Source organism: Drouetiella sp. (assembly GCF_059504425.1).
The window spans coordinates 299148-313476 of record NZ_JCACIN010000046.1 but is presented as its reverse complement, the minus strand read 5'-3'; the positions used below and the strand labels follow the sequence as shown (position 1 = coordinate 313476).

General features: G+C 48.8%; 12 protein-coding genes and 1 pseudogene. 9 read left to right on the top strand and 4 right to left on the bottom strand.

The features are described from left to right. Nucleotides 1–445: 445 nt before the first annotated feature. The 9 genes and pseudogenes from AC5JMP_RS12095 to AC5JMP_RS12055 all read left to right on the top strand — a co-directional run. The gene (locus AC5JMP_RS12095; RefSeq protein WP_495851710.1) at nucleotides 446–2077 is read left to right on the top strand and encodes a B12-binding domain-containing radical SAM protein; all 1632 of its coding nucleotides are present in this window, start codon (nucleotides 446–448) and stop codon (nucleotides 2075–2077) included. Nucleotides 2078–2306: 229 nt separating this feature from the next. Beyond that, on the top strand, nucleotides 2307–3407 hold the full coding sequence (gene aroB / locus AC5JMP_RS12090; RefSeq protein WP_495851709.1) for a 3-dehydroquinate synthase: 1101 nt from the start codon (nucleotides 2307–2309) through the stop codon (nucleotides 3405–3407). Nucleotides 3408–3482: 75 nt separating this feature from the next. Further along, the gene (locus AC5JMP_RS12085; protein WP_495851708.1) at nucleotides 3483–4553 is read left to right on the top strand and encodes an AI-2E family transporter; all 1071 of its coding nucleotides are present in this window, start codon (nucleotides 3483–3485) and stop codon (nucleotides 4551–4553) included. A 765-nt stretch (nucleotides 4554–5318) separates the two neighbouring features. Next, a complete protein-coding gene (locus AC5JMP_RS12080; RefSeq protein WP_495851732.1) occupies nucleotides 5319–5984 on the top strand; it encodes a MotA/TolQ/ExbB proton channel family protein in 666 nt (221 codons plus the stop codon). Nucleotides 5985–6046: 62 nt separating this feature from the next. After that, nucleotides 6047–6463 (top strand): ExbD/TolR family protein, encoded by a 417-nt coding sequence (locus AC5JMP_RS12075; protein ID WP_495851707.1) that lies wholly within the window; start codon nucleotides 6047–6049, stop codon nucleotides 6461–6463. Beyond that, nucleotides 6460–7497 carry a FecCD family ABC transporter permease gene (locus AC5JMP_RS12070; RefSeq protein WP_495851706.1) on the top strand — a complete coding sequence of 346 codons (1038 nt, stop codon included), beginning with the start codon at nucleotides 6460–6462 and terminating at the stop codon, nucleotides 7495–7497. Before AC5JMP_RS12075 ends, AC5JMP_RS12070 begins: the two co-directional genes overlap by 4 nt. Before the next feature lie 73 nt (nucleotides 7498–7570). After that, complete coding sequence (locus tag AC5JMP_RS12065) at nucleotides 7571–8617, top strand: FecCD family ABC transporter permease (protein ID WP_495851705.1); 1047 nt, start codon at nucleotides 7571–7573, stop codon at nucleotides 8615–8617. Nucleotides 8618–8622: 5 nt separating this feature from the next. After that, complete coding sequence (locus AC5JMP_RS12060; RefSeq protein WP_495851704.1) at nucleotides 8623–9471, top strand: ABC transporter ATP-binding protein; 849 nt, start codon at nucleotides 8623–8625, stop codon at nucleotides 9469–9471. 252 nt (nucleotides 9472–9723) lie between these two features. Then, nucleotides 9724–10221, top strand: a pseudogene (locus AC5JMP_RS12055) (IS5 family transposase); the annotation flags it as partial. 129 nt (nucleotides 10222–10350) lie between these two features. Here AC5JMP_RS12055 and AC5JMP_RS12050 read toward each other — a convergent pair. From AC5JMP_RS12050 to pstC, 4 genes are all read right to left on the bottom strand, one after another. Further along, nucleotides 10351–11451, bottom strand: coding sequence for a fatty acid desaturase family protein (locus AC5JMP_RS12050; protein ID WP_495851703.1), 1101 nt, complete (start codon nucleotides 11449–11451; stop codon nucleotides 10351–10353). A gap of 73 nt (nucleotides 11452–11524) precedes the next feature. Continuing rightward, nucleotides 11525–12256, bottom strand: coding sequence for a response regulator transcription factor (locus tag AC5JMP_RS12045; RefSeq protein ID WP_495851702.1), 732 nt, complete (start codon nucleotides 12254–12256; stop codon nucleotides 11525–11527). Nucleotides 12257–12301: 45 nt separating this feature from the next. Beyond that, a complete protein-coding gene (gene pstA, locus AC5JMP_RS12040) occupies nucleotides 12302–13228 on the bottom strand; it encodes a phosphate ABC transporter permease PstA (RefSeq protein ID WP_495851701.1) in 927 nt (308 codons plus the stop codon). Then, on the bottom strand, nucleotides 13225–14103 hold the full coding sequence (gene pstC, locus AC5JMP_RS12035; protein ID WP_495851700.1) for a phosphate ABC transporter permease subunit PstC: 879 nt from the start codon (nucleotides 14101–14103) through the stop codon (nucleotides 13225–13227). The genes pstA and pstC overlap by 4 nt, the downstream gene beginning before the upstream one ends. Between the last annotated feature and the right edge of the window lie 226 nt (nucleotides 14104–14329).

Sequence of the window (14329 nt, the reverse complement as noted above, 5' to 3'; positions counted from 1 at the left end):
GATGAAAATAAGATTGAACAAAAATAAACTTAGGCTGTGTTTCGCTATCTTTGGCTTGAATTCGTGGGGCAAATAGCCGTTTGTTAATTTGTTTGAAACCCAACTTAAAGAAAAGAAATAATTATGTTACTGAATCAGCAGATTTATTTCTTTGTCTATACATAGGTTTATATGAAAAACAGGTAAAAGCCTACGGTGTATACCGTGAATTCTGGGTTTATTTTTTACACCTAGCTTCCAAATAAATTCCGAGTAAATACGGGGCTATGTAGATCTGTCATTAAACGGTTTGAGAAGCAGATGCTAGGCTGAATGTGGCTTAAGCTGGGTTGTATAAGCTGGAATTCTGGATGACTTTAGTTAGACTTGTTGTAACTTCTGCCCTCTAGTTTTTGCTAGAATTTTTGCCCTCAGCAGGTGCGCTCCACCTACCGAACTCCTCCTCATGTCTCCAACTTCTGCTTTTGAATCCGAACACCTTTTGTTCACTCCCGCCACACCAGATGGAGAGGCGATCGCCACGATTTTTGCTTTCCCAAACGAGTACAGCGTTGGCATTACCAGCTTGGGGTACCAGGTTGTGTGGGCAACTTTGGCTGCTCGCAGCGATGTAGAGGTCAGCCGCCTGTTCACCGACCTGCATGAGCCGTTGCCCACCGCTCCAGAGCTGATGGGCTTTTCGCTCTCCTGGGAGTTGGACTATGTGAATATCCTCAACCTGCTAGAGTCTTTGCAGATTCCCATTCGAGCGGGCGATCGCACTTCCCACCCGCTCATATTCGGCGGCGGCCCCGTCTTGACCGCTAATCCTGAACCCTTTGCTAGTTTCTTTGACCTGATTTTGCTAGGGGATGGGGAGCAGCTGCTGGGAGAATTTATTGAGGCATTTAAGGCAGTGCGCTATGCCGATCGCCCTACTCAGCTTCGGCACCTGGCGCAGGTTCCGGGTATTTATGTCCCTAGTCTGTATCACGTCACTTACGATTGCCCAGATGGCGCTATTCAGTCGATTCAGCCGATGGATGCCGCGATTCCGGCACAGGTGCAGAAGCAGACCTATCGGGGCAACACGCTTTCGGCTTCGACGGTGGTGACTGAAAAAGCGGCCTGGGAAAGCATTTACATGGTGGAGGTGGTGCGAAGCTGCCCAGAGATGTGTCGCTTTTGTCTGGCGAGCTACCTAACGCTCCCCTTTCGAGCGGCAAGCCTAGAAGCTTCGCTGATCCCGGCGATCGATCGCGGCTTACAAGTCACCCACCGTCTGGGCTTACTAGGAGCCTCGGTGACGCAACACCCAGAATTTGATGCGCTGCTCGATCATCTCGATCGCCCACAGTATGATGATGTACGCCTCAGCCTCTCCTCTGTTCGCACCAATACTGTCACAGAAAAGCTGGCGCGTGTCCTGGTAAAGCATGACTCCCGCTCAATCACAATCGCTGTAGAAAGCGGCAGCGATCGGCTGCGACGCATCATCAACAAAAAGCTGGAAAATGACGAAATTACCCAAGCCGCCATCAACGCCAAAGCCGGGGGATTGAGCGCCCTCAAGCTCTACGGCATGGCGGGGATTCCCGGCGAGGAGCCAGAAGACTTGGATCTAACGGTGGCAATGCTGCGAAACCTGAAGCGGGCGGCTCCAGGTTTGCGGCTCACCTACGGGTGTAGCACCTTTGTGCCCAAAGCCCATACCCCTTTTCAGTGGTTTGGGGTCAGCCCGGATGCTGAGAAACGGCTCAAGTCGCTGCAAAAGCAGTTGCGATCGCAGGGCATTGATTTTCGCCCCGAAAGCTACAGCTGGTCGGTCATTCAGGCGTTAATTTCTAGGGGCGATCGCCGTCTTGCCCCCCTTCTGGAGTTAGCCCGTCACTATGGCGACACGTTGGGCAGTTTCCGTCGTGCGTTTAAGGAGCTACGAGGAGAGCTGCCAGAGCTGGATTACTACGTTCATGCCAACTGGTCAACAGAGCAGGTGCTGCCTTGGAGCCATATTCAGAGCGGACTTTCTCAGGCAATGCTGATTAAGCATTTAGAGAGCGCCATGGCGGAAGGGCAGGCTGCCTGCTCCACCGCATAACTTACCGAGTAGTGTTTCAAAGGTGTTGTTGATGTTTTTGAAAGGGGCGCGGAGCGCCCCTTTCAAAAACATCAACAGCATGTCTAGGGGATCACCAACCTGCCGATCGCACTATATCTGGAAGCCATTGAGAGCCGTTGTGGAGTAAAATACAGCGTCACTGGTATTGATTTTAACGGGCGGCTCGCCTGTTCTAGTGTCAGCAAGAGTCCAGCGTGAGAAACATCCCATGACATCAGCGATTTCCGTAGAGTTACCCCAGCAGTCTTACGAGGTGGCGATCGTCCCTGGTGGGCTTTCCCGTTTGGGCACTTGGATGCAGCCGCTGAAGCTAGGTCAAAAGGTGCTACTGGTGTCAAATCCAATGATTTTCAAGCGCTACGGAGAAGAGGCGATCGCCTCCTTGACTGAGGCAGGATTTCAGGTGATTTCGCACATGCTACCCGCAGGTGAACGCTACAAAACCCTGGCTTCGATTCAAAAAATCTACGATACTGCCTTGGAGCATCGGCTGGAACGTTCTTCGACGATCGTCGCGTTGGGAGGCGGTGTTGTCGGCGATATGTCGGGCTTTGCGGCATCAACTTGGCTGCGGGGCATCAACTTTGTCCAAGTGCCTACTTCGCTACTAGCCATGGTGGATGCATCGATCGGCGGCAAAACGGGAGTCAATCATCCCCAAGGGAAAAACCTGATTGGTGCATTTTATCAGCCGCGTCTGGTGCTAGTTGATCCGCAGGTCTTGGCGACCCTGCCACCCCGTGAGTTTCGGGCAGGCATGGCAGAGGTGATTAAATATGGCGTGATCTGGGATACAGAGCTGTTTGCTCAGCTAGAAGCTGCCGATCGCCTCGATCAGCAGCGTTATGTCAGCGCGGAGCTGCTGCAAACAATTCTCACCTGCTCTTGTCAGGCAAAAGCCCATGTTGTCAGCAAAGACGAAAAAGAGGCGGGACTGCGCGCCATTCTCAACTACGGACATACAGTTGGTCACGCCGTTGAGAGCTTGACCGGATACCGGGTGGTCAATCATGGAGAAGCTGTGGCGATCGGCATGGTCGCAGCTGGGCAAATTGCCGTGGCGCTGGAAATGTGGACGCAAGAGGAGAGCGATCGCCAGCGACGGCTCATTGAGAAAACGGGACTACCGACTCAACTACCAGCAGGAATAGATATTGAAGCAATCTTAACAGCCCTGCAAACCGACAAAAAAGTAAGAGCGGGACGGGTAAGATTCGTTTTGCCTACCCAAATTGGATCTGTAACCGTGACCGATCAAGTGTCCACAGAGGTGATCCAGCAGGTACTTCAGCAGATGCTAGCCCCCTAGTTTCTTTGAAAAGCAAAATCAAAGCAGAAGCTGTAGAAGTAGTCAACGTAAAAAGTTCGGGCAAATGAATACCTGATGAAGCTTTCAGAACTGGTTAGACGCTATTTGCTCTACGGGTTGAGCGGTCCAATAATTGCCTTGAACCTCTGGGTTTTAGGTCAATTGTTTAGCTATTTTGAGGGAATTATTACTTTTACAACTTTGAGTGCTGTGCTGGCGCTGCTGCTCAACTACATTGTCCGTTTTTTTCAGCGCATTGGATTCAACCGCACCCAGGCAATTTTACTGGTGCTGTCTTCGTTTTTGATCGTAGTGATTGTTTCTGCCGTGACGCTAATCCCGATCGTAGCTGATCAGGCAACCCAAATCTTGCAGGGGCTGCCGCGACTGCTGGAGGCAGGCAATCGCAATCTCACCTGGTTTCAAAATCTGATTAACGAGCGGCAGTTGCCCCTTGATCTCAATCAAATCGTCACCCAGGCAACCTCTCAAATTCAGGGTACCGTGGGGCTACTGCCAGAACTGGCGGTCAACACGCTAGGACAAGTGTTTGCCACCATTTTTCTGATCGTGCTGGCGTTTTATATGCTGCTATATGGCGATCGCTTTTGGCATGGCATCATCAGCCTCTTACCCGAAAAGTTAGGGACTGCCCTTAGCGACTCTCTGCAACAGCAGTTCCATCAGTTCTTTTTGACTCAATTGTTACTGTCTTTGGTGATGGTGCTGTTTTTGCTGCCGATTTTTCTGGTTCTGCAAATTCGATATAGCCTTTCGTTTGCGCTCTTGATTGGCTTCTTTGAAATTGTGCCGTTGTTTGGAGCAACGATCGGCATTGGCATTGTCACACTTTTGGCACTGGGCATCCAGGGTTATTGGACTGCCGCTCAAATTCTGATTTCAGGTGTTTTCTTTCAGCAAATTACTGACAACATTATTGCCCCTCGTCTGCGAGGAAATTTCACGGGTCTTAACCCCATTTGGGTAGTGGTGGCTCTGCTAGTCGGCTTCCGGGTGGCGGGCTTTTTGGGAGTTGTGCTGGCAATGCCGATCGCCGCTACCATCAAGAGCACGATTGAGGTGATGCGATCGGTCGATAGGCGCAGAGGGAATTTGGTGCCGCCTGAACCACCCTCACTTCACTGAGTCTGCAAGAAGCTAGTTCTCAATCGGGAAATATCCTAAAACTGGCAACAGCCATAACTGAATTCGATCGCTCTCTGCTTGAATAGCGTGAAAAGTTCTTTTTCAAGTCAACCTTACTGGCGAAACCGTCCGTATAAGGCTTCGCTTCAATAGTTTCTTCCAGTTGATCCTGTTTGAGCAGCCGCACCAAGTGGGACTGAATCTTCTGTTGTCAACATTGGCATAGCGGCTGAACTTTACTGCTCTTCATGCAGCAATTATGGGCAGGCTAGGCTGGCGTTTTGACGATCGCCTGATCGGGGAGCCTTGCCATTCTTTTCCTGCTCTCGCTTTTGGTCTGCAAATTTTGGGAGAGCCATTTTGCCGAGGAAGGGGAAACTATGTCTTAATTTACCAGCTATTGCAACTACTAAGCAGCTACAGGGTCAAATCTATGACATTAAACTCAAGATAAAACGACCCAATACTCAAAAAACATTGGATCAAAAGCCTGGGTCAAAGGACTAAAGCCCAGTCTAGAAGAGCTTTTCTCGATATTTCAGTTCTGTCTGAGTTAGAAGATCATGACACTTCGGGGAATTGTAAATAGTTATTTTTTATATGACTTGTTGAGAGAGTCTTGCAACACTATAAAATAGTACGATCGCTCGAATGCTGGCTACTGATTTACAGCTTTCTCTCTCAGGTCAGATAACGCTGGGTTGGGTGGGCAACGAGTTATGGCAGGGTATTCGGGCTGAGCAACATTACTTCAAAGGTTCGCTTATGTTCCTGACTGATTTGTTTGCCGCAGGTGGGATCGTTATGTATCCGCTGCTGGGGTTTTCAGTTTTAGCGGTTGCCTTAATTATTGAGCGCTGTATTTTTTGGTCAAAGGTTAATCGTCAACAGCGGCGGATTGTGCGCGGTGTACTGGCAGATTATCAAAACGGCTCTGATGACGTTCTGCCCAAGCTGAAGCAAAACAGCGACTTACCCATTGCCCGCATTTTTATGGAAGCGTTAGAAATGGACTATGCGCCGCCCCAAGCCTTTCACAATTTTCTTGAAGGTGCCATTCAAGCCGAGTTACCGCTATTACGTCGATTCAACACAATTTTCGACACGATCGTTGCATCTGCTCCGCTGCTAGGTTTGTTAGGAACAGTCACAGGCTTAATTCAATCCTTCGCCAATATAGATTTGGGCGGTGTTGGGCAAGAAGGCACCGCTGCAGTGACAGGCGGAATCAGTGAAGCGCTGATTTCAACTGCAACGGGTTTGATTGTGGCACTGGTGGTGCTGATGTTTTCTAATGTATTCCGAGGTTTTTATCGCCGCCAGTTGACCTTAATTCAAGAATATACAAATCAGTTGGAAGCACTACATTTTTGTCGCCATCAAGAAAGACGGACAGAAAATTCTGCTGAGCTGATCAAGTTAAGAGAGTAGAAAAGTCTCTAATTCTCTCAGTTCTGTTTTCTCCTAACTCTTCCCTTCGTTCAACTAAAACTATGACCATCCGCGACGAAGATTTTGACTCACCGCCTCAGATCAACATCGTGCCCATGATCGATGTGATTTTTGCGATTCTAACCTTTTTCATCATGGCGACGTTGTTTTTAACGCGCTCGGAAGGTTTACCCGTTAATTTGCCCAATGCCGAAACTTCCACGCAGACTAATACTAAGCAAAAGAGAGTAACTGTAACAATTGATGACCAGGGCAAACTGTTTCTCGATCGCAAAGCTGTTACCGCTCAAGACCTAAAGACTGCTATTCAATCTGCAAAAGGAAAACAAAATAAAGTCTTAGTTGTCATTAATGCCGATCGCACTGTAGATCATGGTCAGGTGATTGAAGTGATGGATCAAGTGAGGACGATCGAAGGAGCGACGTTAGGAATTGCCACGCAGCGATCGAAATCATGAATACATCTCAGTCTTATTTGCAGCAACAACTCCCATCAAAGCGATCGCATTCATTCCGGTTACTAGGATTAATAGTCGGCATTTTGCTGTTGGTCGTTTGCTCCCTGATCAGCCTTACCTTGGGTGCAGCAGATATTAGCCCCGATGTGGTTTGGAGGGCGCTCTTTGCCTTTGATGGTTCTACCAATCATTTAATTATCACAACAGTTCGTTTGCCCCGCGTTCTGATTGCCTCGGCAGTGGGAGCAGCATTAGCAGTTGCTGGATCGTTAATGCAAGGACTGACCCGGAATGCTTTGGCAGATCCCGGTATTTTAGGAATTAGCGCCGGAGCCGCCCTCGCCGTGGTGGTCAGCACTTTTTTCTGGGGTAGTTTATCCGTTCAATCTTACACTTGGATTGCCTTTGCGGGAGGGACGATCGCGGCGATCGTGGTCTACACTCTGGGTTCAGTCGGACGAAACGGCATGACACCCCTCAAGCTAATTTTGGCGGGTGCTGTCCTCTCCTATTTAATGTCGGCTTTAACCACAGGCATTCTCATTCTTAGCCAACGCACCCTAGATGAAATTCGCTTTTGGCTAGCCGGATCGGTGGCAGGGCGAGATTTAGATAGTTTGGTTCAGGTGTTGCCCTACATTGTCGTTGGCTTAATCATCGCCTTTAGCTTGAGTAAACAAATCACGGCTTTGACCCTAGGAGAAGATGTGGCTAAAGGGCTTGGGTTACAAATCGGATGGGTTAAAGCGATCGCCGCTGTGGCAGTTGTTCTGTTAGCAGGCAGCGCCGTATCTTTAGCTGGGCCTATTGGATTTATTGGCTTAGTTGTGCCTCACATCGTGCGTTTTTGGGTCGGTGTCGATTATCGTTGGCTGCTGCCCTATGCTGCAATTTGGGGGGCGATGTTGCTTTCTCTAGCAGATTTAGCCGCTCGTTTAGTCATTAAACCGCAAGAGCTTCCGGTAGGCATCATGACTGCCTTAGTGGGGGCGCCATTTTTTATTTACCTAGCAAGGCGCAAGATCAAGTCCTGATTGGTTTTTACCTTTAGCACCATCTTTAGCGTCATTGCATTCAGCGTTATTTTGAGAAGTTTTTGAAAGAGCTATGACAAACAGTTGGATAGTAATTCGGACTCAGAAATCCCTTCTCTCAATGCGGATCGATCGTCGAGTTCCTTGGGTATTGTTAGCTCTAATCATAATGACATTGATGATCATGGTAATTAGCATTGGCTATGGAGAATACCCTATCTCACCGCTAAATGTTATTAAAACGATTTTAGGATTATCTACTAATAATCCTGATTACAATTTTGTCATTCACACACTTCGGTTGCCGCGAGTCATTACTGCATTCTTAGTAGGAACAGCTTTAGCGATCGCCGGAACAATTATGCAAGGGTTGACCCGTAATCCATTGGCGGCTCCTGAAATTATTGGAGTGGAAGCAGGAGCTGGATTATTTGCAGTGACAATAATTGTCCTCTTTCCATCCGTACCCGTTTTCTTTCTACCGATCGCCGCGTTTACCGGAGCATTTATCGCAGCAGCCCTAGTTTATCTACTGGCATGGGCAAATGGCAGTTCACCAATTCGGTTGATTTTAGTCGGAATAGGAGTAGGAGCGATCGCCTCTGCATTCACCAGCGTCATGATCACCTTTGGCGAGATTAGCGATGTCAGTCAGGCGTTAGTCTGGTTAGCAGGAAGTGTTTATGGTCGCACTTGGGAACACGTTCAAGCGCTGCTACCCTGGCTGATTTTGTTTATCCCAGCATCTTTACTTTTGGCGCGAGAATTAAATACATTAAACCTGGGAGATGAAATAGCACGGGGCTTGGGCAGCCGGGTGGAATGGCAGCGAGGCTTGTTGCTCATAACCTGCGTAGCTCTCTCTGGAGCTAGTGTGGCGGCCGTAGGCACGATTGGTTTTGTGGGGCTAATGGCTCCTCATTTAGCACGTCAACTCGTGGGCAATGCTCATGAAGGATTAGTCCCAACTTCAGCCCTAGTGGGCGGATTAATCGTCTCATTTTCTGACCTGTTAGGGCGATCGCTTTTTGCCCCGATCGAGCTTCCCTGTGGCGTAGTGACAGCCGCCGTGGGTGCACCCTATTTTCTGTATCTGCTCTATCGTAACCGTAATGCTTAAACCCTATGGCTATCATCACGCCCATCAATTCTGATTTCACCCATTCTGAACCTGCCTTAACCACTCGTAAACTGACACTTGCTTATGATCAGGCGATCGTTCTTAACGAGCTAGATCTAGCCATTCCATCAGGGAAGATTACTGCTTTAGTTGGCTCTAATGGCTGCGGCAAATCTACGTTGCTCAGAGGATTAGCGCGATTGCTCAAACCTATTAAGGGAACAGTTTATCTGGACAGCGCTTCCATTTTCAAACTATCTACTAAGGAAGTTGCAAAACGATTGGGAATGCTGCCCCAAAGCCCTGTTGCCCCCGAAGGATTGACCGTGAGAGAGTTAGTTGCACAGGGGCGCTATCCCCATCAAGGCTGGCTTCAGCAATGGTCGGAGGAAGATGAAAACTTTACCAAACAAGCCCTTGCCATTACGAATATGACAGAGTTAGCAGAGCGTCCGTTGGATAGCCTGTCGGGAGGACAGCGGCAACGAGCCTGGATCGCTATGGCTTTGGCACAAAACACTGCCATTCTATTGCTAGATGAACCCACAACATTTTTAGATCTGGCCTATCAAATCGAGATTTTGGATTTGCTCTATGACCTTAATCAGGTGGAGGGACGAACGATCATCATGGTTTTACATGATCTGAATCAAGCTTGTCGCTACGCAGACTTTGTCATCGCTCTACGACAAGGACAGATTGTGGCGCAAGGAATTCCCGCTGATGTGATGACAGAAGGAACAGTGCGAGAAGTTTTTGGTTTAGAGAGTCGGATTGTTAAAGATCCCGTTGCTGGAACACCAATGTGTATCCCCATTAGTCGGCGATCGCACCCTTTAACCTCCAATCATTAACACCATGGCAATTACCTTTCTCAGCACAACTATTGGGAACTATTTCAGGAGTCAGAAGAACAAAATGCCTTTAGCGCCGATGACTTTGATACTATCTGGAAATATCCATGGCAGTTAGATTAGGGCTATTGGCGCGAAATTAGATTGCGAGACAGCATGGAATTGGCGATCGCCCACGGCGTTGTTGCATGAAGGGGGGTTGCGGAGGGTAGGAGACATGGTAAGTTTCAACTACCACACCAAAACCACGCAATGAAACCTCAACACCGCATCCGCAACTGGTCTGAGTATAACGCTGGATTGAAGCAGAGGGGAAGCCTCACCTTCTGGGTCGAGGAGTCCGTGCTAGAGGCATGGATTGTTGAGAATTTAAGCGGTAAACCTGGAGCATCTAAGCTTTATAGCGAATTGGCGATTGCGACAATGGCAACGCTAAAAGCAGTGTATCGTCTAGCAGGAAGACAATGCCAGGGCTTTGTGGAATCCATCTTTGAGTTAATGGAAATTGATTTATCGGTGCCTGACCACAGCACTCTATCACGCCGATTGGGTCAGTTATCGGTTGCATTACCCGTGATGCTCAAGGAGGGTGCTCGGCATGTGGTAGTGGATTCAACCGGGGTGAAAGTGTATGGGGAAGGGGAATGGAAAACCCGTCAACACGGAGTGAGCAAGCGACGGACATGGCGCAAGTTGCATTTGGGAGTGGATGAGGCAACCGGCGAAATCTTGGCGGCAGTGGTGACAACCCGATACAAAAAACCTTTCAGGCGTTGCTAAATTCGTAATGATTTTCAGGTATTGGTTCACAAAGCAAGAGCGATTACAGGACGTAAATCCAAGGCATATCATTACCCAATCAGCAACGCCCCATCTTCTTCAAGCAGTTTCTTTGATGCCCGTTCTCTGAGGAGAGGCGATCGCTGGCTCTGAAACACAGGGGCAGATCACAGACTTATTGCCCGACCAATCCGTTAAAGTTTGCTGATCTTTGTAATGACGGGGAGTATTCAGCAAACTCTGCCACGCGTCACCTGCCGTCAGCAAGTTAAGGCGATTAGGATAATGAGTTAGGATCAAGTTTCTCAAGAGCGGATAATAATCTGAATTGATGCTGGGGAAAAAATGATGCTCAGTGTGATAAGAGAAATTAAAATGAAGTAGATCAAAAAACTTGTAAACCTTGATAGAAAGGCTATTGAAAAATGGATCATTTATCTCTGTCATAGGGCAAAGAAAATGATTCGTATAAATATAAAACATCACTCCCGCATATCCAATCCAAATCGGCATCAAGTAACCCAGAAGTATACTCAAAAAGCTGAACTTCAGGTAAGCTAGAATACTGAAGTGAGCCAAGGCGATAATCAACAGCTCTCCTGCAATCATTTTGCGCTTGTTGGCGTTAGATGCGATCGGAGTGGGGCCAAAGCCAGATGGGTTAATCTGCAAAACTGAGGTGAGGTGGCGAAAGGTATGGGTTCCCCAAGCTGTTGCCATTCCCAGGATCAAATAGAAGGAATTAACCTCTGCTGAGGGCACCACAAGATTCTGAATCCACTTACCCCAAGTCTGGCTTTGCTGCAAGAGGTAGCTGCGATCGGGATCATCCATTGCATTGGTTTGGGTGTGATGCTTTTGATTGTGGACAACTTTCCAAAGCGTCGGCGGCATCCACAGCAGTGCCAATCCAAACAGGCTGATGAAATGCGCCAGACGAGGATTTTTGATCACGCTACCATGAAGTAAATCATGGGAAGAGAACAGAAGCACAACCACACTGTTTCCCATCACGATTGCCAGCGGCAAATACAGCCAGAGCCACCCTAAAGACCACTGATCTAAATCACGGGCGATCGTCAAGCCTGCGATGAAGATCAATAGATTAATGACCAGGATAACGAGCTTGCCAGAATCAGGAATAAACGCCTCTTTAGGGAGTAAAGAGCGCAAAGTTTTCAGACGATTAAGTTGATCCATTTTTCTCTAGTTGCGGCTCTGTATCTTAACACTAAATAATGATAAGAAAGCTACTCAAAAGAGGTGGATTAATTCAGCAAAAGCGATAGCCAAATCCGCGCATGGTAATCAAATATTCAGGTTGACTAGGATTGATTTCTAATTTTTCCCGCAGCCACCGTACATGCACATCCAGCGTTTTATAGTCTCCGATCGCTTCTCTACCCCAAACCTGCTTCATCAGCTGCTCTCGCGTCAAAACCTGGCGGGGATGCAGCATAAAAATCTCCAAAAGCTGAAATTCTTTAGGAGATAGGGAAATCTCTTTGCCCCGGACGAGCACATTTGCCAAATGCAAATTTAGCACAATGTCTCGAACCGTCAGAAGCGGAGGGGGGGGAGGGGGCGCATCCCAGCGGCGAAGCAGCACCCGACAGCGTGCAATCAACTCTCGCATTCCAAAAGGTTTAGGCAGATAGTCATCCGCTCCCAAGTCCAAACCCGTGACCCGATCGCCCTCACTCGACTTAGCGCTAATGATCAAAATTGGCAAGTTGCTGCCCTGATGACGGATTTGCCGACAGAGATCAAAGCCACTCATATCCGGCAGCATCAAGTCTAGAATCAGCAGATCAAAGGCGATCGCAGCATTGCCCCGCTGCATTAGATCAAGACCCGCCGTGCCATCTGCAGCGGTGAGCACCTCATAGCTTTCCCGTTGCAGTGAATGAGCGATCGCCTCTCGAATAGACTCTTCATCTTCAACAATGAGAATGCGCTCAGGTCTGCGGCTTGCTCTGGCTTTATTGGCTTCTGAGGTCAGCATAGATTGGGGGAGCAGATGCTCAATAGATCCAGAGTCTCCAGAAGATTAGGCACGTATCTTCTGAAACTTGTTGCGAAAATAGATAGCGGTTGCATTCATGGAGAGCAGCACCAGCATTAACACAATAATTCCGGCAGCCGCATTGTCATGGAACGCGGGCTGAGGGCGAGAAATCCAGTTATAAATTTGAATGGGCAACACTGTAAACGGACTTTGCAGATTTGTAGGCAAATAAGGCACAAATGTGAGTGCCCCAAGCACTACTAGCGGCGCAGTTTCACCGATCGCTCGTGCCAATGCCAAGATGGTGCCCGTCAAAATTCCCGGAACTGCAATGGGCAAGATTTGCTCTCGCACGACCTGCCACTGCGTTGCCCCTAGCGCTGCTCCCGCCTGCCGGATACTGTCTGACACAGCGCGCAGAGACTCTCGCGTGGTGACAATGACAATCGGCAAAACCAGCAGAGAGAGAATCAGACCGCCCGCAAGCACCGATCGCCCACCCGTAATTGGTTCCATGCCGCGCACAAAAATTTGCAGCCCCAGCAGCCCGTAGATGATAGACGGCACACCCGCCAAATTGTTGATGTTCACCTCAATGACTCGGCTGAACCAGCTATCCCCTGAGAATTCCTCAAGATAAATCCCTGCCCCAATTCCGATAGGAAAAGCAACACAAGTTACCACAAGCAGCATCCAAATGGTGCCCACTAGAGCTGGAGCAATGCCCGCAGAAGCAGCTCTGCGCGAGGGAAAGCTGGTGATGAACTGCCAGTTGAGTCGGGGTAATCCATCCACCAAGAAGTCATACATCAAAATAGCCAGCGCCAAAATCGAGAGAACGATCGCCGCTCGACAGAAGAAGACAAACAGGCGATCGAGCCGATAGCGCTGGGGCAAATTTGCCGTAAACATACCGCTACTGGGGAGCGGGTTAATGAACAAACTTTTCCTTGAATCTTGAACCGTCATTCGTATTTTTCTCGGAAACGGCGAACGAACCAGAAGCTAAAAACGTTCAGCGCTAGCGTGATCAAAAACAGCGTCATGCCTACAGCAAAAATGGTTTTGTATGCCAGCGATCCGGCAGGCGTATCCCCCAGACTTACCTGCACGATATAAGCCGTCATTGTTTGGATCGGCACCAGCGGATTAAAGCCCAGAGTCGGATTCTGTCCGGCTGCCAGCGTCACGATCATAGTTTCACCGATCGCCCGTGAAACCGCCAGAATCAGCGAAGCAACAATTCCCGAAAGCGCCGCAGGCAAAACGACCGAAATAATGCTCTCGCGCTTAGTGCCGCCCAACGCATACACACCATCTCGCAAACTGCGGGGCACTGCATAAATCGCGTCTTCGCTGAGTGAAGCAATCAACGGAATAATAGAAACGCCCAGCACCAAACCTGCACTCAACCCATTAAAACCCTGCAAATCGGGAATAATCTGCTGTAGAAGCGGCGTGACAAACAGCAGGGCAAAGTAGCCATAGACGACCGAAGGCACACCCGCCAAAACCTCCAGCATGGGCTTTAACCACTGACGCAGTTTTGGGCTAGCATACTCGCTCAAAAAAATGGCCGCCAGCAGACCTATGGGCGCAGCGACCAAAATCGCGATCGCAGACGTGAGCAGCGTAGCGCTGACCAAGACAAAAATGCCAAAGTGGGCATCCGCAAAGAGTGGAGTCCACCGATCTTCAGTCAAAAACTGCCAGAGTGGGACAACCTGAAAAAACTCGATCGTCTCAAAGATTAGCGTGAGGATAATGCCCAAAGTAGTCGCCACCGAAACTAGGGCAAACAGCGTAAATGTAGCTTTAGCAGCCCCTTCAGATAGTTTGCTCATCTGTCGATTAGGCTGCCAAAGATCCGAGCTTCGGGACGAGGGCAGTTCAAAAGTCATGTAAAAACTGAGATCCAGATCCTAAGAGAGCTATGTTATGGGCTTGTGATCTATAACTTTTGCCTTTGAAGCTCTCTCCAAAGAAAAAACGATTCTTATCTAGCCTCCGTGCAGCTTATGGCATGAAGGTAAAGCCTCAGTTAAGGAAGGGCAGTCGTTCAGTTAACCT